The organism is Alcaligenes sp. NLF5-7, from assembly GCF_024266725.1.
GTDB classification, from domain to species: domain Bacteria; phylum Pseudomonadota; class Gammaproteobacteria; order Burkholderiales; family Burkholderiaceae_B; genus Alcaligenes; species Alcaligenes phenolicus.
In genome coordinates, this window is record NZ_CP100755.1 from 1,223,633 (window position 1) to 1,249,600 (window position 25,968).

Consider the following 25,968-nt stretch of genomic DNA (forward strand, 5'->3'; position numbering starts at 1 on the left):
TTATTTGTTGGTACAAATTTCTATCGAACCAGCCTATACCAACAAATGTACCAACAAAAATTGCTTGATGTGGGTAGAGCTCTGTTGACTTCAGTAGACTTTCAAAATTGGTAAAAATCATGAAAGGCGCATGAAATATAGCTTTGGCAAACTGTAGACGAAAAAAAAGACCGCGTTAAGCGATCTTCTTTTAGTGTTCTTGGTGCCCGGGGCCGGAATCGAACCGGCACGCCTTGCGGCGGGGGATTTTGAGTCCCCTGCGTCTACCAATTTCACCACCCGGGCTAGGTATGGCAACCTGGGAATCCAGGCTTGGAAGGAAAGATTGTTATTATACGCAGATTCCTCGGGGTTTTGGCAAGTGATACAGCAATTTTTTTAAATTTAGCCTGGCACTGAAAACATTCCCGCCTAAAGTCCGTCTGAAGCTCCGTTTTCCGCCTGCTTTGTCACAACTGCTTAAGCATTAACAGACGGTTCTCGGCAGGCAGGAATCCACACCACTTTTGACCATACTCAAATCTGGATTCCAAATAAAAAAACAGGCCAGGTACACCGTCCTGGCCTGCTCAATTTTTTGGTTCTAAGTATAGAGTCCCTAGTCCCCTGCCACAGCCTGTCCGTTACGAATCCACTCTCTCCAGATCGCGACCAACAAAGCCATCAGGACCGGGCCGATAAACAAGCCCACGATGCCCATTGTTTGCACACCTCCAACCAAACCAAAGAAGGTCGGCAAAAATGGCAGTTTCACCGGACCACCGACCAAACGTGGTCGCAGTGTTTTATCGACAATGAACAGTTCGATTGCGCCCCACAGGAACAAGCTCACGCCAGCCACCAGGTGGCCAGAGCCTATTAAATACAAGGACACCATTGTGAATGACAGGGGGGCACCGCCAGGGATCAGTGCCATGAAGCCGGTGATCACACCCAAGAGTACGGGCGATGGAACACCTGCAATCCAATAGGCAATACCCAGAACCACACCCTCGCCCAAGGCGATCAAGCCCATCCCAGTGACGGTGGAGTTAACAGTAGCAGGCACAACACGAGAAAAACGCTGCCAGCGGCCTGGCAGGATGCGCTCACCAACAATATCCAATTGCACCAGCAGCCTGTCACCATCTTTAAAGATGAAGAACAGCGTGATCAGCATGAACAGCACGGTCAGCAGCAGGTGGAATACGTTGCCTGTAGCGGACAGTACCATGCGATAGATATTGCCCAGATGCTGGCCGCTGACCATCTCGACCAGCTCGCCCAACGCGTGGGGTTCGCCTAAATAGACTTGCCAGTATTCGGTCAAGCGCTCGCCCATCAGGGGCATGGCTTTGATCCATTCCGGGGTCGGTGTGCCGTAGCGGTTGGCAGCCAGCGCCCAGGTAATGAAGCTGCTGGCTTCCTGGATCGCAAAGGACAAGGCCAAGGATAAAGGCACGACCAGGACCACGATGACGACCAGCAAGGCCAATGTAGCCGCCAGTGCGGTGCGGCCATTGCAGCGTACGACCAGCCGTTTATATAAGGGCCAACCGGCCAGGCCTATGATCAACGCGGCGAGGACAGGGACCAGAAATCCCTTTAAAAAGTAGACGCCTGCGGCCAGCAAGAGCAGCAATAGCCAGCGAGCGATAAGGAATGCGGGTAAGACGGGTTGCATAAACGGTGGAGACCCTCTTGTCTATTGGTCTGGGCATGGGTCGGTGCCCGAAAGTTTTTTGACGATAGCATGATCACAGCCCTAGGAATACCCGTTTCTTACAACAAGCTGAGTGAGGTGTTTGATATGGCAAATTTGCTTTAGGCAAACCCGGTTCTTCAGGTCAAGCCGGCCTTGGTATAGCACCAAGCTATTTGGCGGTTAAACCAAGCCAAGGCCTGAAAGCTCAATTACATGATCTGCACCGCCCACTAAGTATCCTCCTCGCTCATCTAAAGGCCTAGAAAAAAAGTTGTCTCCAGCGCCTCACGGCCAAGTTTGTATGTCCACGGCAACTCTCAGGCTCGTCGCTCCTTTTGGGTCAACACGCTAAGGCCCTCCGCCCTTCCCCTCCTTACCCATCTTTCTCTCTGCTGGCCTGACTCAGAGTTCAGGCACGCGCTGCTGCATCTTTTTCTGCTTAAACCCTCCCAATCAATCACCCACAGGTAAACCCCAGTTTTTTTAATTTTTCACATACGTAAAATATTTTTCTTACACAGGAAATCTATAAATGAAAAAACCATCTTGGATTGTTAGTCCCGAAGACGCCGTTGCCTACTCTCCCGCCAATCACACGGGCACTGTGAATCGCCGCTTGATCAGTCAGGCCAATGTCGGCGCCAAGCATGTGGAGGTGCTTTTGGGGGTGATTGAAAAGAACCAGGGCGCCCTTCCCCATGCGCATCCTGGAATCGAGCAGGTCTGTTATCTGCTCAGCGGTACTGCCGATGTAGAAGTCGACGGCGAGCGCGGTCAGATGAAAACAGGCGAGTGCTGCTATCTCCCCCCAGACAAAAAGCACGTTTTCACCGTCACCAGCGATGAACCTGCCCAACTGCTGGTGATTTACTCCCCGCCCTATGAAGAGCACCCCGATCGGGTTATCCGCTGATTCGCTTGTGCTTGCTGGTTTGGGCTAACGCGCCCTGCCTTTCCACCCAGAGGAGACCGCTATGAATTTCAAGAAAAATAATCTTTTGCTTTCGCTACGTTCACGCTGCAAGGCCGTATTGGCTTGTAGCGCCGCCATGTTACTGATGGGAGGCAATGCCTGGGCTCAGTATCCGGAACGAGCCATTACCTTGATCGTGCCTTTTCCGGCTGGCTCAGGCACCGATGCCGTAGGTCGAATCTTTGCGGAAGAGATGGGCAAGCGGGTAGGCCAGACCATCATTGTGGAAAACCGCCCTGGTGCCAATGCCTCGATTGCGGCCAACTATGTGAAACGGGCTGCGCCAGATGGCTACACCCTGTTCATCACCACCAATACGTCGCATTCTGCTGCGCCGTGGTTGATGAAAAATGTGCCCTATGACCCGATCAAGGATTTCACGCCCATTGCCCGTGGTGGCAACCTGCCCTTTATTCTGGTGACGAATCCTGATCGTCCCTACCAAACTGTTGAGCAGCTGCTGCAATACGCCAAAGCCAACCCTGGTCAGATTACGTACGCCTCTGGCAACAGTACCGGCATCGTGGCAGGCGGCACGTTGGATCTGCAAGCAGGCATGAAAGCGCTGCATGTCCCGTACAAAGGCACCCCTCAAGCACTGACTGACCTGATCGCCGGGCAAGTGGACTTTATGTTTACTGACGTCACCTCCGGGCTGGCGTTTATTAATAGTGGCCGCCTGAAAGCCCTGGCCGTGTCCACCGCCAAACGCAGTGCCTTGCTGCCCGATCTGCCTGCCATGGAAGAAGCAGGCTTGTCTGACTTTGACATCACTTCCTGGAACGGATTTTTCGGCCCGGCGGGGATGGACCCGGAGCGCGTGCAGCTACTCAACCGCACAATCAATGAAATTGTTCAGGACGAAGCCGTGCGCCAGAAGCTGGCCCAGCTAGGTTTTGATGCCTTTAGTGGCCCACCCGAGGAGTTTGCCCAGTTTGTTCAAGAGCAGTATGTACTGTGGGGAAAACTGATTAATGACGCCAATCTCGGCCCTCAGTAATTGGGTGGACTCCTGCCATGACTGAACACAAGAAGGACAATGTGGGCCCCTTGAGCGGTATCCGTATTCTGGATTTAAGCTCGGTGGTGATGGGGCCTTTTGCCACGCAAATTCTGGCCGATCTGGGAGCTGACGTGATCAAGGTGGAGTCCCCCAGCGGGGACACCATGCGGGCAGTCGGCCCTATGCGCAACGCGGCTATGGGGGCCTTGTTTCTCCATCTGAACCGCAATAAGCGATCCGTAGTTCTGGATTTGAAGACCCCTGCCGGTCAAGAGGCCTGCCTGCAGCTGATTCGGGAATCGGATGTGCTGCTCTACAATCTGCGCCCGGCTGCCATGGCACGCCTGGGCCTGGATTACGAGCGCGTCGCCGCTGCTAACCCGGCTATTGTGTATGTCGGCGCCTATGGCTTCGGGGAAGATGGCCCCTACGCCGGACGTCCTGCCTACGATGACCTGATCCAGGGCATGACGGGGCTAGGCCATCTCTACCAGCAGCAGTCCGGTGATGTACCTCGCTATACGCCGTTGACTCTATGTGATCGCACAGTAGGTCTGCATGTAGCCGTAGCGGTACTAGCTGGTGTCATTGAGGCACGCCAAAGTGGCCAAGGCCAGGCCATTGAAATCCCCATGTTCGAAGCAATGGCGCATTTTGTGCTGGGCGATCATCTGGGCGGCCACTCTTTTGAGCCTGCACTGGGTCCCACCGGCTATGCCCGCCTGCTGGCTAAAGAGCGCAAGCCCTATCAAACCAGTGACGGCTTTCTGGTGCTGTTGATCTACAACGACAAGCATTGGACCAATTTCTTCTCCCTGATTGGTCAACCCGAACTGCAACAGGACCCACGTTTCAGCTCGCACTCGGCCCGCGCCATTCATATTGGCGAGGTCTATGACTTTGTGGCCTCACAGATCAAGCAAAAGGACACAGCTTATTGGCTCCACGCCTTGCGTCAGGTCGACATCCCGGCCGCCCCCTTGTACTCCATCGAACAACTGATCGATGACGAGCATCTACAAGCGGTACAGCATCTGCAACATATGGAACACCCGACCGAGGGCCCTATCTGCACCCCCTCCCCTCTGGGTAAATATTCGCGCACCCCTCTCAGCATTCGACGCCATGCACCGAGCCTGGGAGAACACACCGCCCAGGTTCTGGCAGAGCTGGGCTACACCGAGCAAGACATACAGGCCATGCTGGCCAGCGTTCACCCCTCACCCCGAGAACAGATTGTATGAATATTGAATTAAGCGAAGATCAACGCGCCTTGGTGCAGGCTATTGAGTCGGTTTGCCAGCAGTTTGATGACGAGTACTGGCTGGCCCGCGATCAGGATGGCGTCTATCCCCATGACTTTCATAAAGCGTTGGCAGACGGTGGCTGGTTGGGCATTGCCATGCCAGAGCAATACGGCGGGGCGGGCTTGGGCATGATGGAAGCCGCTCTAATGATGCACACCATCTCCCGTACAGGCGCTGGGTTCTCGGGGGCGTCTGCCGTACATATGAATATTTTTGGTCTGAATCCGGTTGTGGTGTTTGGCAACGATGAGCAGCGCGCCCGCTTTCTGCCACCATTAATTCAGGGCAAAGACAAAGCCTGCTTTGGCGTCACCGAGCCTAACTCCGGACTGGATACCAGCAAGCTGGAAACCCGTGCCGTTTTGCAGGGTGAGCACTATCAGGTACATGGTCGCAAGATCTGGATTTCTACGGCACAAGTTGCCAACAAAATCCTGCTACTGGCCCGCACAACCCCGCTATCGGAAGTCAAGAAACCAACGGATGGTCTATCTCTGTTCTATACCGACCTGGATCGCAGCACCATCGAGGTACGTCATATCGACAAGATGGGACGCAACGCAGTGGACTCGAACATGCTGTTTATCGACGGGCTACGTATTCCTGTTGAGGACCGTATCGGTGAGGAAGGTAAAGGCTTTAGCTATTTGTTGCACGGCTTGAACCCGGAACGAATCCTGATCGCCTCCGAGGCTATTGGACTGGGCAGAGCCGCCTTGGAGAAGGCCACCCTCTATGCCAAAGAACGGCATGTGTTTGGACGGCCAATCGGGCAGAATCAAGGCATACAACACCCGCTGGCTCAAGCCTGGATGCAGCTGGAAGCCGCCGACCTAGTCACTCTGAAGGCTGCAGCTTTATATGATGCTGGCAAGCCTTGCGGGGAGTACGCCAACGCCGCCAAATACCTGGCAGCCGAAGCCGGTTTCCAGTCTTGTCAGACCGCCATTCAAACCCTAGGAGGCATGGGTTACGCCAAGGAATACCATGTAGAGCGCTATCTGCGCGAAAGCTTTATTCCGCGTCTGGCTCCTGTCAGTCCGCAATTAATCATGTGCTATATAGCGGAAAAAGTGCTGGGACTGCCCAAGTCCTATTGAGGTACCTTCTAGGCCTCTTCAATAAAACGGCAAGCTACACGCAGCCGCTCCGCATAACTTTGCAGGTTCTGTTCAATACGATAAACAGGACCTGCAATCGAAATGGCGTAACTGCCGCCTGAAATCCGGATGGGCCACGCAATACCGCCCACATCGGACATGGATTCGCCCATATTGCCGTACCAGCCGCGCTGCGCAGAGGTTTCCAGGTCTGCATTCAAACTGTCCAGGCTGGTCAAGGTCTTGTTCGTAAAGGCTTCCAAAGGCCCATCACCCAAAAGCTGGGCGCGCTCTTCCAGTGTCATCTGAGACAACAGCGCTTTACCAATAGAGTTGGCATGAACATGGCGTTGGGTTCCTGCCACCGCCACATAGCGTATGGGATGCGGGGAAGAAATCACCTCTACATAGACTACTTTCTTATCCAGATCCAGCTTGCCAAACACAACGGTTTCCTGCGTGGTGTTGCGCAGTTCTTCCAGGCTGGGGCGAACTTTTTCCAGAATCGGGTCTGCTTGAGAAATACGCTGGGCCATCGCCAGCAAACGGCCTGTCGGGTAATAACCTTGCCGACGTCCCGTCTCGTAGATATACCCCTGCCGAGACAAAGTGCGCAGCAAAGCCAGGCAGCTGGACACAGGCGCATCCAGCAATCGGGCCATTTCAGAAAGCGCTAAAGGGCGCGTCTCTCGAGCAAACAGTTCGATAATCTCGATAACGCGCAGAGCCGTTTTGACATTGCTCTCGGCTGGTTTGGTGCTCATGCTCAGGGCGCCACCGGCAATGCACGTTTATGCGCCGAGGCATGGAAAGTCTTGATGATGATCTGCGTGGCTTCATCATCAATGGCTTTGCCTTCCAGAAAATCATCAATCTGGTCGTAGCTGACACCGAAGGCATCTTCGTCTGGCTTCAGAGGGCTGAGACTTTCCAGGTCAGCGGTGGGGACTTTAAAGACCAAGGCATCAGCAGCGCCCATTGCCGTAGCCAAAGCGCGCACACGGCGTTTGTTCAAGCCAGCCAAAGGCGTAATGTCAGCAGCGCCGTCACCAAACTTGGTGAAAAAACCCATCAGGGCTTCAGCGGCGTGGTCTGTACCAACCACCAAACCACCGTTCGCACCGGCAATCGCGTACTGCGCCACCATACGTTGACGGGCTTTAATGTTGCCCATCAGAAAATCCTGTTGTGCCGCGTCGCGGAACTTCAGGCCGGAGGCCAGCAGTTGCTCCAGCATGGCATCCGATGCGGGCTTCACATTCACGACCAAGGTCTGATCGGGATTGATAACCTTCAAACCACCTTGGGCGTCTATCTCGTCAGCCTGCTCACCGTAAGGCAAACGCACGGCGATGAATTGCGCTTGATGGCCTTGCTGACGTGCCTGCTCTACGGCTCGCTGAGACAGACACCCTGCTGCCAGGGAGTCCACGCCCCCGCTGATCCCCAGGACCAGGCTGCGGCAGCCGGTACGCAGCAGATAGTCACTTAAAAAGCGGACGCGACGTTCGATTTCTTCCTGAGCATCGAAATGATCCGTGATCCCCAATTCCGCACGGATACTGGCTTGCAAAGCTCGTTGATCATCTGTCATGGCGCAGGCTCTCTACACAAAGTGAACAATAGTTCGATTGTAAAGGACTGGGAGAGCTGTGCCATACCGCCTTATCAGGGGCTGTTAAAAAATTGGGATCCTTATTCATTAAAAATGGATTCTGTATATAATCTTCAGTCAAGAAAAACAAATCGCCCTTACTGAGACAAGCCCCTTAGCTACTGCTCGGGCACCATAAAACCCGCCCATGCCATCCAGTGCCTTGCGCGACATTGAGCGTGCCTACGCGCCCGGCTGACAGCAAGCTCACCAGACGTATCCCATGAGATCCTCAACTGAAATCGCAGACGAAATCCTGAGACGTATTCAGTCCGGCCACTACCGGCCCGGCGACTCGCTAAGTCAATACGAGCTTGCGGAGGAGTTTCAGACCAGCCGCACCCCTGTTCGGGAAGCCCTGCGTTTTCTGGAGGCACGCCGCGTGACCTCGTTGACCAAGACCGGGCGCACGATTGTGGCTATTCCTTCTGCCAAATCAATCCGCGAGGCATTTCAGATTCGGGCCGAACTGGAAGGCTTGGCAGCGCAACTGGCGGTGGACTGGATCAAGGACTCGGATCTGGAGATCTTGATGCAGCATCAGTCCGACTATGCCCGCACCTTGCGAACGCGTGTGCGCAGCGAGGAGGGGTCAGAATGGTTGCAACACAACCGCGCTTTCCACGACTTGATCACGATCACCAGTCACAACGAGCGCCTGCACGAGCTGATTCAGGAGCTGCAAAACGACAGCGTCTCCAGCGCTTTAAGTTTTGCCTCGAAAATGCCGCCGCGTTTGATGGAAGAAAATATTCTGGAGCACGAAGCAATTATCTCTGCACTGGCCGAACGCAATGGGACAGCAGCACGCGAAGCCATGACCGAGCACGTTGCCAAGACCATGAATCTGGTCCTGGACTGGTTGCCAGAGCGCTAAGCAAAAAAACAGTGCCACCCGCAAGGAGAGGTGGCACCGCACAATCAAGGTGGTTTGCGATCCCCCGGACAAACCACCCGATTGTTAAAACCGCGGCCTGCGCACTTGCAGGCAATCCTCTACCAGCTGGGCAACGTCCACCAGCCACTCATCCTGATACAGCCCCCCCACCAGTTGCAGCCCCACGGGCAAACCGGAGGCGCTGATACCGGCTGGCAAGGAAATGGCGGGCTGCCGCGTCAAATTGAAGGGATAGGTATAGGGATTCCAATCCAGCCAATTCTGCGAAGCGGCGTCAGACGGCGCTTCCCGGCCCGCCTCAAACGGCAATATCGGAACGGTAGGCGTCAGGACCAGATCAAACTGCGCAAAGTGTCTAAGCATGGCTTCACCCAGCTTTTGTCGGCCAATCAGGGCTTGGTAATAATCTGACAGGCTGTTTTGCTCGCCCTTGCTGGCGACCCGGCGCAGGCCCTCGTCAATTAAAGCGCGTTGCCCAGTAGAGACCTGACTTACCAACCAGGCCGTACCGGCTTCCCAATGCGCCGTAATCAGCTCTTTTGCACCAGCCAAGGGTAGCTCGGTAGGCATGATATGCGCGCCCTGCTCTTGCAACTTGTCCGCCGCCGTCTGGATGATGTCCCTGACCTCGGGGCTGCAATGCTCATCCAGATGCAGACCGATACGCAGGCCCTGCAAGGCACGAGCGGGAGCTCGCACATGACGCGGCAAGGGCACCGAGTTCCAGTCACGTGGGTCGGCCTGCATCATGACGTTCAGCAAGCCTTTCAGGTCCGCCACGGATCGGGCCATGGGGCCTACATTGGATAAAGTCAGCATCGGGCCAGCAGGCCAGGCCGGTACGCCCCCAAAGCTAGCTTTCATGCCGGTGACACCGCAAAAGCTGGCGGGAATCCGGGTGGACCCACCGCCATCCGTACCGATTTGCAGCGTTCCCATGCCCGCTGCCAGCGCCGTAGCCGCACCGCCACTGCTGCCCCCGCTGGTCAGACTAAAGTCCCAGATATTGCGTGTGACTCCCGTTAAAGGACTGTCCGCCGTGCCTTTCCAGCCAAACTCCGAGGTCGTCGTTTTGCCGATCAGTACCGCCCCGGCCTCACGCATCCGCGCCACCGCAGGCGCGTCATCCTGGGCAGCGTCCGCCATCTTTGCTGCACTTGAACCATAACCAGTCGGCAAGCCACGCACCAGAAGCAAGTCTTTAACTCCGTACGGAATGCCATCCAAAGGACCACGTGCCGCACCTGCCATCCAGCGAGCCTCTGATTCGGCAGCCTCTTGCAAGGTCAAGGCACGGTCCAGATAACAGTAGGCATTCACAATGGGATTCCAGCGATCTACCGCATCCAGCGTAGCCCGCGCCACATCTACAGGAGACACCACTTTGCTTTGATACAAGCGCTGCAGTTCATCCGCACTGGCATAAATCAGATCCATAGAAGTGGGAGACTTCATGTCCACGGCGCTCTCAGGTTTGGCGATTGGCTCATCCTTGTGGGAACTGCGCATCATGCTGACGCCTCCATCAAACGAACCAGCACCAGGGAGATCTCAGGCACATAAGCCAGGATGAACAGAACGATGATGGCTGCAATGACAAAGGGCATGACCCCTCTCACCACCACCTCGTAAGGCTGGCCTGATACGGAGACCGTCGTGAACAGATTCAAGCCAAAGGGAGGGGTAAAGAAACCCACCACCAGATTGACGCAGAACACCACGCCCAAATGAATAGGATCCACGCCCAAGGCAATGCCTATAGGAACCAGAATCGGTGCCAGGATCACGATGCTGGCTGCAGCATCCATCACGCAACCAACCAGCAGCAAAAACACCACCAACAAAGCCAGGTACAGGAACTGTGTATCAAGCAAAGGCGTCAGTTCCGTCACCATCAGCATGGGGATACGCGCCGAGGCCAGAATCCAGCCAAAAATACCGGCTGCGCCCAGAATAATGCCCACCATGGAAGAGGTTTCTACCGAGCTTTTCATGACCTGCCACAGGGTACCTACGGTGAACTGGCGGTAGCACACACCCAACACCAGGCTGAATACCACACCCACGGCGGCGGCTTCGGTAGGCGTGAACACACCACCATAGATGCCGCCCAGAATCACAACAGGCATCAACAAGGACGGAATCGCCTTCAAAGCCACCATGACCATCTCTTGCGAGGTATAGGAACGCGTTGCGCTTTTAGGCACTTTCAGCTTTCTGGTCAGCAGCATATGGGTCAGCATGAAAGCCAGAGCCATCAACAAGCCGGGCAGGATATTGGCTACAAACAGCTTGGGGATAGAAACGTTGACGGTTGCGCCATACAGAATCAAGGCAATGCTGGGCGGAATGATATTGCCCAAGGCACCGGACGAAGCCGTAATCCCTGTCGCCAAAGAAGCCGGATATTTCTGCGCGATCATCGCGGGCATCATGATGGCACCAATAGCCGCCACCGTTGCCGGAGCCGAGCCAGTCAAGGCACCAAACATCGCACAAGCAATCACCGTCACATAGCCCAGTGCGCCATGGACGCGCCCGACCAGCATGTCGATCAGATCAATCAGGCGCCTGGACAGGCCCGCCTTTTCCATCAGGTTTCCCATCAGGATAAACAGCGGCACCGCCAGCAAGGGGAAGGAGTCCAGCCCCGCCATCACACGCTGCGGCACAACAATCAGTGGCCGCATGCCGGTAAACAGCAAAAACAGCGCACTGCACAGCAATAAGGAAAAAGCGATAGGAATGCCCGCGATGAACAGCGTGAACATCAAGCTAAAAAGTAAGAGAGCTTCTTGCATTTACACCCCCTGCGCCGCTGGGCTGGGCTGATCCCGATACCCGTCCAGCAAGGCATTCACACACTGCACGGCAATGATGGCGCCACCTACCGGCAAGGCCGCGTACACATAGGCCATGGAGATGCGCATGGCAGGACTAAGCTGTTGGTAAACGATGGCAATCAATTGCAAACCCTGCACCAGCAGGACCAGTGCGCAGGTCAAAATCGCAATCTGAACCAAGCCGCTATGCACTTGGCGGGCTTTGCCTTTCAGTCGCATCACCAGCAGGTCAATCACGGCATGACCATTGCTTTTAACCAGCACAGCCGTGCCCAGCATGATCATCCAGATAAAGCTGTAGCGTGTGATTTCCTCAATCCACGGTGGGGAGTAACCCATAAAATAGCGCCCGGCCACCTGTATTGATGCGGCCAGCACAATCAGCCCCAGAAATGCCGCCCCCAAGGTTCTGCATAAGCTATCCAGGCGGGTACTGACTCTATCGGCCCAATCGAGCAAAGAGTGTTTCATGATGGTTATCCGCCAGGATTATTGAGCAAGCGCCGCAGCACGGGTGACCAGATCAGGATCAATCACCGTCTTGTACTTTTCATAAATCGGCATGACGGCTTTGCGGAACTGAGCCTTGTCCACATCGGCATTAATGGACACGCCTGCATCCATCAGCTTTTTCTCGATCTGCGCTTCGCTCTGGATCAGGAACTGACGCTGCTCCTGCACTGACTCGCTTGCTGCTTTCTGGAAGATGGCTTTTTCATCAGCCGACAAGGTGTCCCAGACCCGCCCGGAAATCACCAAAGGAATCGCCACATACACGTGCTCGGTTCGGGACAGATAAGGGGCCGCTTCGTAAAAGCGACTGGTATAGAACAAGGCCGTGGGGTTCTCTGCACCATCAATGGTTTTTTGCTGCAGGCCGGTAAACAGCTCCGGATACGCCATGGAGGTGACATTCACGCCCAGCGCCTGCCAGGTATCCACATAAATAGGACTTTCCGGCGTACGCACTTTCATGCTGCTCAGGTCCGACAAACTGCGGATTGCGTGCTTGGAGTTATACAGATTCCGGAAACCGCCATGCCCCCAACCCAAAATTTTCAGGCCGGACTTTTCCAGATCTGCTTCAATCGGATCCGTGAAACTGGAGTCCAGGGTTTTGAAGGCGGTCTGGTAATCCTTGAACAGGTAAGGCAGGTCAAACACCATCGCTTTTTTCTCGAAGGTGCCCAAGGTGAAGCTGGCAAGCAGGCTCATGTCCACCGTGCCCAACTGCATGCCTTCGGACACATCGCGCTCGCCACCCAGTTGAGCTCCGCCCAACACTTGGACCTTGATTGCCCCCTTGGTTTGATCTTCCACTCGCTTGGCAAAATTCGTTGCCAGGTGGTGGTACATGTCTTCGCTCTGCTCTACCGAAACGTGGGCAAGCTGTAGCGTTCGCGGGCCTTTGCTCTCGTTGTTGGCGGTATCGCCAGAACCGCCTTTGTCACATGCGCTCAGCGCGCCCAGCATCGCCAGAACCGCGATTCCCACTCGTGTCATTCGTTTCATGATCGTCCCCCTGCATCCTGTGGTATTGAATTTCTGTTCAGTTTTATTTGTGTTTCAAGCCAGCCCTGATCGGGCTTTTTTTGCTTGTGATGCTGCCCATACGCAAAGGCATGGGCAGCTTTCCTGTAGCTCGCTGTTAAAGCGGGACTGCTTACACCGCTCTGGATTCTTCGTCTAGGGAACGGCGGGTTTTCATATTGAAGCGGCCTTCATAAATCGCAGGCTGGCGGGTGGTCGGCCCCATGTACTGCACGTACAGAATCTCGCCGTCTTCCAGGGTCGTCAGTGCGTGCTCGTAATGCGGGTCCGGGTGAAACACCATGGTGCCCTCGCCGTAGATCACGCCATTGATCTCGAACTTGCCCGCCAGGATGTACCAGATCTGGGCAAAGTAATGGCTGTGCAAAGGGTGCCCGGAACCCTTCAGATACTTCACGACCCCGGCATTAGGAATGGTGGGGTCGTCTTGCGTGGGGTGGAACATCATCTTGGTGAACTGCCCTTCGTAGCGCAGGTTGTCCCACTCCAGATCATCCCGATGCTTGACCGCCATTTCCCGGTGAGCTGCCGTCAGCGGGCCACCAATGCCACCCGGATTCAGAATCGGAGCCAAGGTAATTGGATCTATTTCACTCATCACTTCCTCCTTAAAAACCAAATTAACAAAATGGGATCCCGTTTTGCATGAAATGGATTCTATCAGGACGATGGCACTGGAATATTCGTATTTACCCGGTACGTTTCTACCAGGCAGAAAAAAAACCCCACCTGCTTCAAGGCAGGTGGGGTTTTTACAAGCAGAACTAGTGCTTAGCGGTCCAGTTGCGACACATCACGCACGGCACCACGGTCAGCCGATGTTGCCAGCGCGGCATAGGCTTTCAATGCTTGCGACACAACGCGCTCGCGGTTCACTGGCTTCCAGGCCTTGGAGCCACGCGATTCCATTTCGGCACGGCGTGCGGCCATTTCTTCATCGCTGATAGCCAGGTGAATACGACGGTTGGGGATGTCAATCTCGATGGTGTCGCCATCTTGCACCAGGGCGATATTGCCACCTTCGGCAGCTTCAGGTGACGCATGACCAATCACCAGACCGGACGAACCGCCGGAGAAGCGACCATCGGTGAACAAGGCCGAGCTTTTACCCAGGCCCATGGATTTCAGATAGGAGGTGGGGTACAGCATTTCCTGCATACCTGGGCCACCTTTGGGGCCTTCGTAGCGAATGATGACCACATCGCCTGCCTTGACCACGCCGTCCAGAATGGCAGCAACGGAATCATCCTGGCTTTCATAAACACGCGCCGTGCCGGTGAAGGTCAGAATGCTGTCATCCACGCCAGCGGTCTTGACGATACAACCGTTGATGGCCAGGTTGCCGTACAGCACAGCCAAGCCACCGTCTTGAGAATAAGCGTTGGCCTTGTCGCGGATACAGCCCTTGACGCGGTCTGTGTCCAATTCCTGGTAGTAACGATCCTGGCTGAAAGCCACTTGGGTCGGAATGCCGCCGGGGGAAGCACGGAAGAAGTCGCTGATGGCTTTGACGTTGTCGCCCTTGACGTCCCAACGCTTGATGGCTTCACGCAAGGTGCCACTGTGTACGTTGCCCACATCCAGGTTCAGCAAGTCGGCCCGGGCCAGTTCGGCCAGAATGGCCATGATGCCACCTGCGCGGTGCACGTCTTCCATGTGGAATTCGGGGGTGGCAGGGGCCACTTTACACAGGCAAGGGACGCGACGCGAGATCTTGTCGATATCGGCCATCGTAAATTCCACACCGGCTTCCTGGGCTGCGGCCAGCAAGTGCAGCACGGTGTTGGTGGAACCGCCCATGGCCACGTCCAGGGTCATGGCGTTTTCAAAAGCCTGGTAGGTGGCGATGTTGCGTGGCAGGACGGATTCGTCGTCTTGCTCGTAGTAGCGCTTGGCCAGATCCACGATCAGGCTACCAGCACGCTCGAACAAACCTTGGCGACGAGCGTGGGTGGCAACAATGGTGCCGTTACCGGGCAAGGACAGGCCCAGCGCCTCGGTCAGACAGTTCATGGAGTTGGCGGTAAACATGCCCGAACAGGAACCACAGGTCGGGCAAGCGCTACGTTCAACAGCTTCAGCCTGTTCATCAGTGACATTAGGGTCAGCGGCTTGAATCATGGCGTCCACCAGATCCAGCTTTTGCACCACGGTCTTGCCGTCTGGCGAGTAGACCTTGCCCGCTTCCATCGGTCCGCCCGACACAAACACCACAGGGATGTTCAGGCGCATGGCGGCCATCAACATGCCGGGGGTGATCTTGTCGCAGTTGGAGATACACACCATGGCGTCAGCACAGTGGGCGTTGACCATGTATTCCACCGAGTCGGCGATCAGTTCGCGCGAAGGCAGGGAATACAACATGCCGCCGTGGCCCATCGCAATACCGTCGTCCACCGCAATGGTGTTGAACTCTTTTGCCACACCGCCGACCGCTTCAATTTGACGGGCAACCAGTTGGCCCATGTCTTTCAGGTGTACGTGACCCGGTACGAATTGCGTAAAGGAGTTCACCACCGCAATGATCGGTTTGGAGAAATCCTCGTCTTTCATACCGGTGGCGCGCCACAGGGCACGCGCGCCGGCCATATTCCGACCGTGGGTCGAGGTACGGGAGCGATATTGGGGCATGACTACTCTCTGAACAGGAAAATTATGTAAAGATACCTATCATAAACGTCCCAAGGCGCTTTGTGCGCGTCAAGGTCGGGAAGGCGTCTTACCGTAGGGCGGCTACCGATCTGGCACCCAGAATCCTTTGCAGCAAAACCCCTTAGTTAACAGGAGATATATTATGCCGCAGGCCGTGCCTGACCTTTCCAACCTGCTTCGACAGGACATCCGCTTTCTGGGCAAGGCCCTGGGAGAGGTGATTCGTGATAGCGAAGGAAAGGCGACCTTCACGCTGATTGAAGCCCTGCGCCGGGCGGCTGTCAGTTTCAGACGTGAACACGATCCGCAGCAAGCACGGATTCTGGAAAAAGACATTCCCAAGCTGAACGATGCGCAGGCCCGTTCCGTGGCCCGTGCCTTTGCCTACTTTTTGCACCTGTCCAATATTGCCGAGGACCGCGACCAGAACCGTCGCCGCGAAGAGCAAGATCCCGAGAAACTGCTGGGCAGCCTGCAACACGCCATTCAGACCTTGATGGACCAGGGTCTGAGCGCCAAGAAAATTCGCCGCTATCTGCAAGAAGCCTGTGTGATGCCGGTGCTGACGGCTCACCCTACCGAGGTCCAACGCCAAAGTACGCTGGCTGTGCATATGGCCATTGCCGATGAATTGAACGGCCTGGATCACAAAGCCAACGCCACACAGTCAGCCCGCACCCAGGAAAAGCTGACCGGTCTGGTGTCCCTGCTGTGGCAAACCCGCATGCTGCGCGATCACAAGCTGACGGTGATGGACGAGATCGATAACGCCCTGGCCTATTACGGCTCCACCTTCCTGCCCACCATTCCGCAGCTGTACCACGACCTGGACCGTTTGCTGGAACCGGGCAAAAAAAGCCTGCTGGATCAGAAAACACGTTCTCTGCCCGCCTTTTTGCGCATGGGTAGCTGGATTGGCGGTGACCGCGATGGCAACCCCAATGTGGGCCCTGAAACCGTTGAGCAAGCGGTGCTGCGCCAGTCGACACGCGCGCTGCAACACTATCTGGAGCAGATTCGTCTGCTGGGTACAGAAATCTCCGTATCCGACGCACTGAACCGCGTCAGCAAAGACCTGGCGGCCTTGTCGGCCAGCAGCCAGGACCCATCGCCACACCGTGTAGACGAACCTTATCGCCGCAGCTTTATTCACCTGTATGCCCGTATGGCGGCCACAGCGCAGAACCTGCTGGGCCGCGATCTGGCCGATCGCCCCACTTACACCGCTCCACCCTACGCAAACCCGCAAGAATTCAAGGCTGATCTGCAAATCATTGCCGACTCTCTGGCTGAAAACAAAGGCGGCGCCATTGCCGGCCTGCGTCTGAACGAATTGATTCAAGCTGTGGAGGTTTTTGGCTTCCATCTGGCCACTTTGGACCTGCGCCAAAGCTCGGACGTGCACGAGCGCGTACTGGACGAACTGTTCCGGGTGGCAGGCACGCTGTACAAGGACGAACCCGTCAATTACCGCCAACTGTCCGAAGAGGACCGCATCACTTTGCTGCGCTCGGAGTTGCGCCACCATCGCCCCCTGGTTTCGCCCTGGTATCGCTACTCGGAAGAAACCGAGAAAGAACTGTCCATTCTGCGCAAAGCCGCCGAATGCCGCCGTCGCTTTGGTGCGCGTGCGCTGGAACAAACCATTGTGTCGCACACCGAAACGCTCAGCGATTTGCTGGAAGTGCTGGTGCTGCAGCAAGAAACCGGCCTGATCGTGCCCAACTCCAACGAGCCAGAGCATCAAGGTTTGATGGTTGTACCGCTGTTCGAGACCATTCCTGACTTGGAGCGTGGCCCGCAAATCATGCAGGAATGGCTGGATATGCCTGAAATCCGCCAGCGCGTGCGTCACGCTCAGGACAGCGTGCAGGAAGTGATGCTGGGTTATTCGGACAGTAATAAAGACGGTGGCTACCTGACCTCCAACTGGACGCTATACCGTGCCGAGCGTGAATTTGCGCAGGTATTCTCGCGCCGCAAAGTACGTCTGCGCCTGTTCCACGGCCGTGGCGGTTCGGTAGGCCGAGGCGGTGGTTCCAGTTTCGACGCTATTTTGGCGCAGCCTCCAGGCACCGTGAACGGTCAGATTCGTCTGACTGAGCAAGGCGAAATGATTCAAGGTCGCTACAAGGATGCGGACGTGGGTCGCTGGCATCTGGAGCTGTTTGTCGCTGCCACGCTGGAAGCCAGCCTGGGTTCACGCAAAGGCTCGTCCAATGACGACGAACATCTGGCTGCGTATGGTGACGCCATGGCCTGGATGTCCGAGCAGGCTCATCAAAGCTATCGCCAACTGGTCTACGGTACGCCGAACTTTGATCAGTACTTCTTCCAGTCCACGCCTATCAAGGAAATTGCTGGCCTGAATATCGGCTCGCGTCCTTCCTCGCGCAAGGCCACGCAAAGCATTGAAGACCTGCGCGCCATCCCCTGGAGTTTCTCCTGGGCACAATGCCGTCTGCCTATTCCTGGCTGGTACGGCATGGGCACGGCCTTGAACCGCTATCTGGAATCGGGGCTGCCCAATGATGGCCTGAACCGCAGCAAGCGCTTGGCTCAGTTGCAAGCCATGGCGCGCGACTGGGCCTTCTTCCGCACGCTACTGTCCAATATGGAGCAGGTGCTGGCCAAGACTGACTTGGATATCGGCCTGAAATACGCCGGTCTGGTCGAGGACGAGGAACTGCGCGAGACCATCTTCACGCAAATCCGTGACGAGTTCGAACTGACACACCGGCTGTTCCGTGAAATTACGGGCCACGAACTGCTGGCGCACGATCAGGCTTTGCAAGATGCCCTGGCCGAACGCTTTGCCTATATTGACCCGCTGAACCACTTGCAGGTGGAACTGCTGCGCCGCCATCGCCGTCAAGGTGAAAAGGCCAACAAGCCCACACGCAGCGGTGTGAACAAGCAACACGTCATTCACCTGACGATCAACGGTATTGCGGCTGGCCTGCGTAACTCGGGCTAACTCCAAGCCATGGAAATTGACCTATTAATTACTTTTATAAATAAGCTAATTTCCAAAAGAAGTTAAGAGCGTACAATAAGCCATTACTACGCTTTCTGAAAAAGGCGTGATCCCTACCGGGGTCACGCCATATGGCTTATGGCGCTTGCAATCATCCTGGGAATTCTGACTGGCCTGTCGCTGGGCCTGACTGGCGCGGGTGGCGGTATTTTGGCCGTGCCCGCTTTGGTATTGGGCATGGGTTACAGCATGACGGCGGCCACGCCAGTGGCCTTGCTGGCTGTAGGCGCCGCCGCTCTGGTCGGCGCGCTGGATGGTCTGTACAAGCATATCGTGCGCTATAGAGCTGCCATGTTCATGGCTATCACGGGCGCTTTGGTCACGTCTTTGGGCGTACGCATCAGCCACGCCTTGCCGGAAAAAGTGCTGGTAACGCTGTTTGTCGCCATCATGCTGTGGATCGCCACCAAAATGCTGCGTCGTCCGGCGGCAACAGCACATGCTCATACACCCTGTTGCCTGAACCCGGAAACCGGCCGCCTGCGCTGGACGCCAGCAGGCACAGCCACCTTGGCTTCAATTGGTGCGGTAGCGGGTTTGTTTTCAGGCATGTTGGGCGTGGGCGGCGGCTTTCTGATCGTGCCTGCCCTAAAACGTTTCAGCGACCTGTCCATGCATAGCATTGTGGCTACATCCTTGATGCTGATCGCCCTGATTTCCCTGAGCGCGTCGGCCATGAGTCTGGCACACGGGGCGGAGATTCCCCTTAGCGGCTGGGTTTTTGTGGCCTCGGCCATGGGTGGCATGGTGATAGGCCGACAACTAGCCCCTCATATTCCTTCTGTGCGCTTGCAACAGGGTTTCAGCATCCTGACCGCTGTTGTGGCCCTGTCCATGCTGGCACGTACCTATCTGTTTTAAGCCGCGATTCGATACGCGCGCTCAAGCAACAACGGATACATGGCTTTGAGCCAAGCGCTGCGCTTGGCTCAAAACTGCACATACTTTACTCGCAGATACTGCCACCACCGTCTTGCGGATTCAGACGGTAATCGCTGAAAGAGCCGCCCTCACGCGGACGCACGGCGACAATGCGCTGAACAATATGGTCCGGATCGGCCCGGAAACCATGCTCATACGCCACGATATCCAGGTCCGCACACCAGCGCAGCAGCTCCCCCGGCTGCAACAGAAAGTCCGGATTACGCGGCGTGTTGTATTGCTCGTTGCCCACCCCAAAGGTTTCGTAAACCAGCACCCCACCTGGCTCCAGACTCTCCAGCAAAGTCGGCATCAAGGGGCGCCACAAGTACTTGGTCACCACCAGAGCATTGAACTTGCGCCCGGCAAAAGGCCAGGGACCGTTTTCGATATCAGCCTGGATAATTTCCCCGTAAGGCGAAGTCGCTGCCACCGCTTCCGGGTCCCGGTCTACACCGATCACGGTATTGCCGCGCTCGGCCAACCAGCGGGCATTGCGCCCCCGACCACAGGCCACATCCAGGACCGTGCCCGGATTCGGAATCAAATGGGCCCATGCCTGTAACCAGGCGCTGGCCTGTCCCCTGTCGTTCATCCTTACCCCTTTGCTAAGCAGACAAAACGCCCATGGTAACGCAGCAGTGGGCAAGCTCAAGCACAGCACTGGCCTGGGCTACAATTGGCCCCGATTCCACGCTATTTTTTTGAGGGTGTATGAAAGTTCTGCTGCAAAAACCCATATTGCTGATGGCCGTTCTGTGCCTGCCTTTATGGTTTGTCTACGGCAACTTCATCCTGGCCGCTGCCACCTCCATCCTGATCGGGATGCTGGTGGGCATGATCCGCACCCTGCACCAAGTGACCCAGGCCAAGAAAGCCAGCGCCAAGAGCGCCGCCCCGGCTTCTTCCGAGACACCTAACGACAAGCCCAACTGACGCCATGAACGTACTGTCCGCCCCTGCCCTGCCACACGGTTTGCCTCCCCTGTCCGAGGAACTGAAGAAACACGTCGCACAGGTTAACGATTACTTGCTGGACCGCATTGCCGATGAAGGCGGTTTCCTGCCTTTCGACCAATGGATGCACCATGCGCTGTACGCCCCGCATCTGGGCTACTACACCGGTGGCAGCACCAAGTTTGGCAGCAATCAGCCAACGGGCGACTTTACGACGGCCCCCGAACTCTCCCCCCTGTTTGCTCAGACCTTGAGCCGTCAGGTCATGGAAGTGCTGGAAGGCAGCCAATCCCTGTCCATTTTGGAGTTTGGCGCGGGTAGCGGTGCTTTGGCCGAAGCGCTGATTACGGAATTGCGCAAGCAAGGTATCGAGCCGCAGTATTCAATTCTGGAAGTGTCGCCGGACTTGCGTGCGCGTCAGCAAGAGCGTCTGGCCCCCCTGCAAGCACAAGTGCAATGGCTGGACAGCACCCCACACAGCTTCAAGGGTTGCGTGGTAGCTAATGAAGTTCTGGATGCCATGCCTGCCAGCCTGTTCACGTTTGATGTGGCTGGCAAGGTGCTGGAAGTAGGTGTCATTGCCGCAGACGACAGCACGGCCCAAGGCCTGCCAGCGCCTTTCTACCTGGCTACCCGCCCGGCTCCCGACCATCTGGCTTCGCTGGTGGCCGAGCGCGTGGAAGCGCAGCCCTTCTACCTATCCGAGATCAACCTGCAAGCCGAAGCCTGGGTGCGCAGCATGGGTACCTGGTTAAAGCAGGGCGCGGCCATTTTGATCGACTACGGTTTTCCGCAGCGCGAGTACTACCACCCACAACGTGACAAAGGCACCTTGATGTGCCACTTCCGTCACTTTGCTCATGCCGAGCCGCTGGTGCTGGCTGGCTTGCAGGACATTACCGCCCACGTGGACTTCACCGCCATGGCGGATGCCGCCCTGGAGGCCGGTTTGGATGTGCTGGGCTATACCAGCCAGGCGCGCTTCCTGATGAATTGCGGCATCACCAATTTCCTGGCTTCTCCGCCGGAAGACCCATCGCCCGCCGTGCAACAGCAATGGGCACAGACCATGAGTGCCGCCAACAAGCTGCTGTCTGAAGCGGAAATGGGGGAACTGTTCAAAGTGCTGATTATTGGGCGCGATATTTCAGCCCCAGTGCTGGGCACAATGAGCGGAGATCGACGCGAGCGTCTGTAAAGCGGCCTTGAGGAACTTCCTGAGGGCATTTCCCTCAAGAGCCATAAGCAGAGATCAGCAAACGGCAGGGTATATACCTTGCCGTTTTTACGTGAAGCAACCGCGCCAGAACACTCCCACGAGACACCGCCCCCTAGACGAACACGCACTCAGCAGAAAAGAATAAGCGGCTTATTCTTTTCTGAGTATGCACTCCAGGCTGCTCACACATAGACTAAACAGACTGCTCCAAAGCTGCCAATCGAGCTGCGCGCACCGCTTCACGGATTTTGCCTGGCTCGGCCTTGTATCGAGCAGCAACTGCACCGGCATCCACACTGGCCATCACCTTTCGCAAAGAGTCCCATTCCAGCTCTGGAACGTCTTGCAGACAGGCCGCCGCACTGATCAGCTGAGTAAAGCGCTCTGGTTTGCGCAAGGCATCCAAAGACTCCATGACTTGCAAGGCAGATTCCACGTCTGCACGAGGCTGCAACAAGGCAGGGCTGGCTAACAGCACTGGCAAAAGACGGGCCTGGTCGCGCCATTCAGAGGGTGCACGAATCTGTTCGGCCACCTGTCCTGGGGTGTCCGAAATATGGCACAGAACGGCAAAGCAGCTTGCCAGATCCAGACGCCTGTCTTTAGCGACCTGCACTTGGTGGCCCACCTGATCGTTGTAATTCAAACCAGGCATGACACGCTCTAGTGCGCCGACTTCCCGCAGTACCTCGAACATGCGAGCGGGCTGCTTGGCAGACAAGCCTTTGGCTATTTCCAGATAAATGCGCTCGGGCACCAGCTCGTCCACTTCACCCTGCTCGACCAGATCACGTGCCAGAGCCCAGGTATCGTCGGCCACGGTGAACTCGGAAAAGCGGGCGGCAAAACGTGCCAGACGCAGCAAGCGTACCGGGTCTTCGCTAAATGCGGTGCCCACATGCCGGAATAGACGGGCCTGCAAATCCGCCAAACCATTCAAGGGATCATGCAGATTCCCCGCCGCATCCACGGCCATGGCATTGATGGTCAGATCACGGCGACGCAAATCGTCCGCCAGGCTCACGTCTGTGCCGGTGTAAAAGGTAAAGCCCTTGTAACCACGGCCCGACTTGCGCTCAGTTCGGGCCAGGGCAAACTCTTCTTTGCTATGGGGATTCAGAAAGACAGGAAAGTCGCCACCTACGGGAACAAAGCCGCGCGCGGCCAGGTCTTCGGGCCGGGCACCGACTACGACCCAATCCTTGTCACCCGCTGGCAGCCCCAGCAAGGCATCGCGAACCGCGCCACCCACCACATAGACCTGCAAACCGTCCAGAACAGGATCTGGCGGCCCCATCAGGGCCGCCAGAGCTGCTTGCTGTCTGTTATCAAGCATGGACGAACTCATCAAGGCGAAATCGTACCCAAACGCCCTTTGAGGGACTGCGGCTGACCGCTGAACATCATGGCGTAATAGGTCGCGTTGGAGAGTACGTTTTTCACGTACAAGCGCGTTTCGGTAAAGGGAATGGTTTCGGCAAAAATGGCTCCTTCTACCGGAGTGTTCAAGCGCGAACGCCACTGGCGGGGACGACCTGGCCCTGCGTTATAGCCTGCCGATGCCAAGACCTGCGATCCATCCAATTGGCCCAGAACCATGTTCAGGTAATTGGTACCCAGCACCGTGTTCACCTCGAACTCGTTCACACGGGAGGGAGAGAAGTCGCGCATATCGATCTTGTTGGCCACCCATTTGGCGGTGGCAGGCATCAGCTGCATCAAGCCCGACGCCCCGACTCCCGAGCGTGCATCGGTAATGAAGCGCGATTCCTGACGGATCAGGCCATACACCCAGGCCGGGTCCAGATTGATGGACTTGGCCTGCTCGGTTACGCGGCCTTCAAAGGGCGCGATAAAGCGCTGGCTGAAGTCGATCTCGTTCTTGGTCAACAGGGAGGTATTCACCACGCGATCATAGATATGCTGCTCGCGCGCGAACTCGGCTGCTGCACGCAACTGTCTGTCGTTCATGCCACGCAAGGCAAAGTTCCACTCGGGTACCGCTTCCGGACGCCAACCCAGCTTGAACAGCTCCACCGCACGCAGCAAGCCCGCATTGGTACGGGCATCCTGCATGTCCAACGGCGTCAAAGGCTGTGGCTGAGGGGGCAAGGAAGGTGTCAGACCCAACTCTTCCGTGGCCAGTTGACCGTAGAAGTTCAGATCACCCACAATGGACTGGAACTTGGCACGAGCCTGATCTTTATGACCCAAGGCTTCATGGGCACGCCCCGACCAGTACACCCACACCGGCTCGGCCTTTTGCGCATCGTTCATCTTGTCGATGGCGGCAGAGACATGCTTCCACTCGATGGTGCTCTGACGCAACTCGGCGCGCACTTGCCAGGCATTGTTGTAATCCGTCATGGGGGTACGACCGGAGCGGCGATACCATTTGGCCGCATCGTCTTCCACCCGCAAGGCACTGATCAGACCAAACTGGCCCCACACCCAATTCAGGTTCTCCTGAGGGATCTTGCCCGCCCAGGTACGGTCGATATAGGCCGCTACAGCATCACGCTGACCACGACCCAGACGGGACAAGGCCAAGGACACCAGCTCCGGATTGACCGAACTGTTGTTCACATTACGATCCAGCCACTTCTGCGGGGAAGCCATCAAGGCGGTGTAATCCTTCATTTGCGGCGCAGTGAAGATAATCGCAGCCAGGCGGCGGGCCTGGGATGTGCGATTATTTTCCAGAGCATCACGCATCAGATCACGGACCTGATTCTTGCTGATCACTTTACGGGCGTACAACTGGTCCAGTGCCGACCAGCAGGCCTGGCTTGGAGAGAACGACGCCAGCAAGTCCTGCACATCCACAGGCTGACCGGCCATGTTCTGTGCTGACGCTACTGCACACTTCACAGCCGAGGTAGGGGCGTGAACGGGGGCAAGCTCACGCACCAAAGCATAGTTGCCGGTACGCGCGGCCGCCACAATCCAGTCGGACTTCAGGCGATTTTCCAGGTATTCGTCTTGATTGCCGCTCAGGAACAAACGAATTTGCTCATCGGGCACGGGCGTGGTCGTATCCTGCAAAATCCGGCGCAAGCGCCAGTATTCGGCGTAAGAACCCAGAACAGGATCATTAGCGGCAACCGGAGCCAGAGCATCGAGCGCCGTCCAGCGCTTGGCCTGCATGGCATCACGGGCGTCAATCAAAGCCTGGCGGGCCGTTGGCGGCACAGGCGGGACTCGATCCCAGCGACGCACGGCTTCTTTGGCAGGCTGCAACGCGACAGCTTGCTTGGCAACGGCAGGATCCGGGGAATGAGTCTGGGCTTGCGGCGACTGCGACCCCGCACAGCCGACCAAACCCAGGGCAAACACCACCAAAGCGCTCAAGGGCGGGCGAGGAAGCATGGATGCCATGCCCCAAGCTGGTGTTTTCTGGTACTTTAGCTGGTTGATACCCATAGTGACGGCCTTTAGAAAATCACCCATGATTCAGAACGTAGAGCATAACGCAGCCGCGCTGCGCACGCGACTAAAAGACCTGCGAGCCGGGCAGCCCTCCATCGACACCAACCGGGGCGCTTTGCTGATACGGGGCCGTCTATTTACCTGGCTGGCCACCAACCGCAGCCGCCTGCGTGAACAGGGCCGTACCGAACCCACTACCATTGCCGCTTTCTGGCCTATGACCCAGGAGCCGGACTTGCGCCCACTGCTGCTTCAATGGGTGGAAGAGGAAGGCATCAATGTCTGTCTGCCCGTTGTCAAAGAGGCCGATGCCCCTTTGAGCTTTGTCGAGTGGACACCCGAGACCGAAATGGAAAAGGGTCGCTACGGCATCGAAATCCCCATTTCCACTAAAACCATGCAACCGGATATTGTCCTGGTCCCAACCCTGGGCTACACCAGACAGGGTGATCGTCTAGGGTATGGCAAGGGTTACTACGACCGGACCTTGGCGGCGCTGAAAGAACAAAACCACGCTTTTACCAGCATTGGTATTGCCTGGGCAGTGGGCGATTTATCCGGCCAGGCCTACCAGCCCGCCCCGCACGACCAACGCCTGGACAGTATTCTGACTGATAAAGGCTGGGCTGTGCCCGCTCCGGAACTATAAGTAACCCGCTACCACAAACTGTTTAATCCACAACTCTGTTTGCCAAGCAGTTGATTAAACCGGGTCAGATGCTGGCTAGTCAGTTCCCCAT

At 56.4% G+C, this 25,968-nt stretch carries 22 protein-coding genes and 1 tRNA gene; 10 read left to right on the plus strand and 13 right to left on the minus strand.

The genetic code is table 11. The features are described 5' to 3' along the window. Positions 1-200: 200 nt before the first annotated feature. Together MID00_RS05775 and MID00_RS05780 are read right to left on the minus strand one after the other, a co-directional pair. Positions 201-285, minus strand: a tRNA-Leu gene (locus MID00_RS05775). Positions 286-598: 313 nt separating this feature from the next. Continuing rightward, positions 599-1,663 carry an AI-2E family transporter gene (locus MID00_RS05780; RefSeq protein ID WP_021447032.1) on the minus strand — a complete coding sequence of 355 codons (1,065 nt, stop codon included), beginning with the start codon at positions 1,661-1,663 and terminating at the stop codon, positions 599-601. 553 nt (positions 1,664-2,216) lie between these two features. Here MID00_RS05780 and MID00_RS05785 point away from each other — a divergent pair. The 4 genes from MID00_RS05785 to MID00_RS05800 all read left to right on the plus strand — a co-directional run bounded on the left by MID00_RS05785 (position 2,217) and on the right by MID00_RS05800 (position 6,067). Beyond that, entirely contained in the window at positions 2,217-2,597 is a 381-nt protein-coding gene (locus MID00_RS05785; protein ID WP_254499944.1) for a cupin domain-containing protein, read from the plus strand. Positions 2,598-2,733: 136 nt separating this feature from the next. After that, entirely contained in the window at positions 2,734-3,657 is a 924-nt protein-coding gene (locus tag MID00_RS05790; RefSeq protein WP_143241228.1) for a tripartite tricarboxylate transporter substrate binding protein, read from the plus strand. Between the two features lie 17 nt (positions 3,658-3,674). After that, a complete protein-coding gene (locus tag MID00_RS05795; RefSeq protein WP_254499946.1) occupies positions 3,675-4,904 on the plus strand; it encodes a CaiB/BaiF CoA-transferase family protein in 1,230 nt (409 codons plus the stop codon). After that, positions 4,901-6,067, plus strand: a complete 1,167-nt coding sequence (locus MID00_RS05800) for an acyl-CoA dehydrogenase family protein (RefSeq protein WP_063689226.1) — start codon at positions 4,901-4,903, stop codon at positions 6,065-6,067. Before MID00_RS05795 ends, MID00_RS05800 begins: the two co-directional genes overlap by 4 nt. Before the next feature lie 8 nt (positions 6,068-6,075). Here MID00_RS05800 and MID00_RS05805 read toward each other — a convergent pair whose 3' ends face one another. Then, on the minus strand, positions 6,076-6,831 hold the full coding sequence (locus MID00_RS05805) for an IclR family transcriptional regulator (RefSeq protein ID WP_035273598.1): 756 nt from the start codon (positions 6,829-6,831) through the stop codon (positions 6,076-6,078). A gap of 2 nt (positions 6,832-6,833) precedes the next feature. Continuing rightward, complete coding sequence (gene nadE, locus MID00_RS05810) at positions 6,834-7,661, minus strand: ammonia-dependent NAD(+) synthetase (RefSeq protein WP_254499949.1); 828 nt, start codon at positions 7,659-7,661, stop codon at positions 6,834-6,836. 283 nt (positions 7,662-7,944) lie between these two features. On the opposite strand from nadE, the gene MID00_RS05815 reads away from it, so the two are divergent. Further along, entirely contained in the window at positions 7,945-8,598 is a 654-nt protein-coding gene (locus tag MID00_RS05815; RefSeq protein ID WP_254499951.1) for a GntR family transcriptional regulator, read from the plus strand. 84 nt (positions 8,599-8,682) lie between these two features. On the opposite strand, the gene MID00_RS05820 is transcribed toward MID00_RS05815, so the two are convergent. From MID00_RS05820 to ilvD, 6 genes are all read right to left on the minus strand, one after another. Continuing rightward, entirely contained in the window at positions 8,683-10,131 is a 1,449-nt protein-coding gene (locus MID00_RS05820) for an amidase (protein ID WP_254499953.1), read from the minus strand. Further along, a complete protein-coding gene (locus MID00_RS05825; RefSeq protein WP_115635265.1) occupies positions 10,128-11,420 on the minus strand; it encodes a TRAP transporter large permease in 1,293 nt (430 codons plus the stop codon). Before MID00_RS05825 ends, MID00_RS05820 begins: the two co-directional genes overlap by 4 nt. Continuing rightward, positions 11,421-11,933, minus strand: coding sequence for a TRAP transporter small permease (locus MID00_RS05830; protein ID WP_021447035.1), 513 nt, complete (start codon positions 11,931-11,933; stop codon positions 11,421-11,423). 18 nt (positions 11,934-11,951) lie between these two features. After that, positions 11,952-12,974 carry a TRAP transporter substrate-binding protein gene (locus MID00_RS05835; RefSeq protein ID WP_254499956.1) on the minus strand — a complete coding sequence of 341 codons (1,023 nt, stop codon included), beginning with the start codon at positions 12,972-12,974 and terminating at the stop codon, positions 11,952-11,954. Between the two features lie 151 nt (positions 12,975-13,125). Beyond that, positions 13,126-13,611, minus strand: a complete 486-nt coding sequence (locus tag MID00_RS05840) for a cupin domain-containing protein (protein ID WP_026484132.1) — start codon at positions 13,609-13,611, stop codon at positions 13,126-13,128. Positions 13,612-13,784: 173 nt separating this feature from the next. Beyond that, the gene (ilvD, locus tag MID00_RS05845) at positions 13,785-15,644 is read right to left on the minus strand and encodes a dihydroxy-acid dehydratase (RefSeq protein WP_137430784.1); all 1,860 of its coding nucleotides are present in this window, start codon (positions 15,642-15,644) and stop codon (positions 13,785-13,787) included. A gap of 163 nt (positions 15,645-15,807) precedes the next feature. Here ilvD and ppc point away from each other — a divergent pair, with 163 nt between their 5' ends. Both ppc and MID00_RS05855 read left to right on the plus strand, forming a co-directional pair. After that, a complete protein-coding gene (gene ppc / locus MID00_RS05850; protein ID WP_254499959.1) occupies positions 15,808-18,642 on the plus strand; it encodes a phosphoenolpyruvate carboxylase in 2,835 nt (944 codons plus the stop codon). 138 nt (positions 18,643-18,780) lie between these two features. Then, positions 18,781-19,563 carry a sulfite exporter TauE/SafE family protein gene (locus MID00_RS05855; RefSeq protein WP_088451290.1) on the plus strand — a complete coding sequence of 261 codons (783 nt, stop codon included), beginning with the start codon at positions 18,781-18,783 and terminating at the stop codon, positions 19,561-19,563. Positions 19,564-19,648: 85 nt separating this feature from the next. Here MID00_RS05855 and MID00_RS05860 read toward each other — a convergent pair whose 3' ends face one another. Next, on the minus strand, positions 19,649-20,218 hold the full coding sequence (locus tag MID00_RS05860; protein WP_009462587.1) for a bifunctional 2-polyprenyl-6-hydroxyphenol methylase/3-demethylubiquinol 3-O-methyltransferase UbiG: 570 nt from the start codon (positions 20,216-20,218) through the stop codon (positions 19,649-19,651). 119 nt (positions 20,219-20,337) lie between these two features. Between MID00_RS05860 and MID00_RS05865 the strand changes: the two genes are divergently transcribed. Continuing rightward, entirely contained in the window at positions 20,338-20,559 is a 222-nt protein-coding gene (locus MID00_RS05865) for a hypothetical protein (protein WP_009462588.1), read from the plus strand. A 4-nt stretch (positions 20,560-20,563) separates the two neighbouring features. Beyond that, positions 20,564-21,778, plus strand: a complete 1,215-nt coding sequence (locus MID00_RS05870) for a class I SAM-dependent methyltransferase (protein WP_115635269.1) — start codon at positions 20,564-20,566, stop codon at positions 21,776-21,778. Between the two features lie 214 nt (positions 21,779-21,992). Here the strand turns inward: MID00_RS05870 and MID00_RS05875 are convergent, their stop codons facing one another. Together MID00_RS05875 and MID00_RS05880 are read right to left on the minus strand one after the other, a co-directional pair. Continuing rightward, positions 21,993-23,135, minus strand: a complete 1,143-nt coding sequence (locus tag MID00_RS05875; protein WP_254499961.1) for a tRNA CCA-pyrophosphorylase — start codon at positions 23,133-23,135, stop codon at positions 21,993-21,995. An 11-nt stretch (positions 23,136-23,146) separates the two neighbouring features. Next, on the minus strand, positions 23,147-25,249 hold the full coding sequence (locus MID00_RS05880; RefSeq protein ID WP_254499963.1) for a transglycosylase SLT domain-containing protein: 2,103 nt from the start codon (positions 25,247-25,249) through the stop codon (positions 23,147-23,149). On the opposite strand from MID00_RS05880, the gene MID00_RS05885 reads away from it, so the two are divergent. Continuing rightward, positions 25,248-25,877: a 5-formyltetrahydrofolate cyclo-ligase gene (locus MID00_RS05885; RefSeq protein WP_254499965.1), complete on the plus strand. Its 630-nt coding sequence runs from the start codon at positions 25,248-25,250 to the stop codon at positions 25,875-25,877. The genes MID00_RS05880 and MID00_RS05885 overlap by 2 nt on opposite strands. The last annotated feature ends 91 nt before the right edge of the window (positions 25,878-25,968 follow it).

Excerpts from the sequence above, each read along its gene's own strand:
- MID00_RS05780 (WP_021447032.1), bottom strand. The coding sequence starts at position 1,663 with ATGCAACCCGTCTTACCCGCATTCCTTATCGCTCGCTGGCTATTGCTG.
- MID00_RS05785 (WP_254499944.1), top strand. The coding sequence starts at position 2,217 with ATGAAAAAACCATCTTGGATTGTTAGTCCCGAAGACGCCGTTGCCTAC.
- MID00_RS05790 (WP_143241228.1), top strand. The coding sequence starts at position 2,734 with ATGTTACTGATGGGAGGCAATGCCTGGGCTCAGTATCCGGAACGAGCC.
- MID00_RS05795 (WP_254499946.1), top strand. The coding sequence starts at position 3,675 with ATGACTGAACACAAGAAGGACAATGTGGGCCCCTTGAGCGGTATCCGT.
- MID00_RS05800 (WP_063689226.1), top strand. The coding sequence starts at position 4,901 with ATGAATATTGAATTAAGCGAAGATCAACGCGCCTTGGTGCAGGCTATT.
- MID00_RS05805 (WP_035273598.1), bottom strand. The coding sequence starts at position 6,831 with ATGAGCACCAAACCAGCCGAGAGCAATGTCAAAACGGCTCTGCGCGTT.
- nadE (WP_254499949.1), bottom strand. The coding sequence starts at position 7,661 with ATGACAGATGATCAACGAGCTTTGCAAGCCAGTATCCGTGCGGAATTG.
- MID00_RS05815 (WP_254499951.1), top strand. The coding sequence starts at position 7,945 with ATGAGATCCTCAACTGAAATCGCAGACGAAATCCTGAGACGTATTCAG.
- MID00_RS05820 (WP_254499953.1), bottom strand. The coding sequence starts at position 10,131 with ATGATGCGCAGTTCCCACAAGGATGAGCCAATCGCCAAACCTGAGAGC.
- MID00_RS05825 (WP_115635265.1), bottom strand. The coding sequence starts at position 11,420 with ATGCAAGAAGCTCTCTTACTTTTTAGCTTGATGTTCACGCTGTTCATC.
- MID00_RS05830 (WP_021447035.1), bottom strand. The coding sequence starts at position 11,933 with ATGAAACACTCTTTGCTCGATTGGGCCGATAGAGTCAGTACCCGCCTG.
- MID00_RS05835 (WP_254499956.1), bottom strand. The coding sequence starts at position 12,974 with ATGAAACGAATGACACGAGTGGGAATCGCGGTTCTGGCGATGCTGGGC.
- MID00_RS05840 (WP_026484132.1), bottom strand. The coding sequence starts at position 13,611 with ATGAGTGAAATAGATCCAATTACCTTGGCTCCGATTCTGAATCCGGGT.
- ilvD (WP_137430784.1), bottom strand. The coding sequence starts at position 15,644 with ATGCCCCAATATCGCTCCCGTACCTCGACCCACGGTCGGAATATGGCC.
- ppc (WP_254499959.1), top strand. The coding sequence starts at position 15,808 with ATGCCGCAGGCCGTGCCTGACCTTTCCAACCTGCTTCGACAGGACATC.
- MID00_RS05855 (WP_088451290.1), top strand. The coding sequence starts at position 18,781 with ATGGCGCTTGCAATCATCCTGGGAATTCTGACTGGCCTGTCGCTGGGC.
- MID00_RS05860 (WP_009462587.1), bottom strand. The coding sequence starts at position 20,218 with ATGAACGACAGGGGACAGGCCAGCGCCTGGTTACAGGCATGGGCCCAT.
- MID00_RS05865 (WP_009462588.1), top strand. The coding sequence starts at position 20,338 with ATGAAAGTTCTGCTGCAAAAACCCATATTGCTGATGGCCGTTCTGTGC.
- MID00_RS05870 (WP_115635269.1), top strand. The coding sequence starts at position 20,564 with ATGAACGTACTGTCCGCCCCTGCCCTGCCACACGGTTTGCCTCCCCTG.
- MID00_RS05875 (WP_254499961.1), bottom strand. The coding sequence starts at position 23,135 with ATGCTTGATAACAGACAGCAAGCAGCTCTGGCGGCCCTGATGGGGCCG.
- MID00_RS05885 (WP_254499965.1), top strand. The coding sequence starts at position 25,248 with ATGATTCAGAACGTAGAGCATAACGCAGCCGCGCTGCGCACGCGACTA.
- MID00_RS05880 (WP_254499963.1), bottom strand. The coding sequence starts at position 25,249 with ATGGGTGATTTTCTAAAGGCCGTCACTATGGGTATCAACCAGCTAAAG.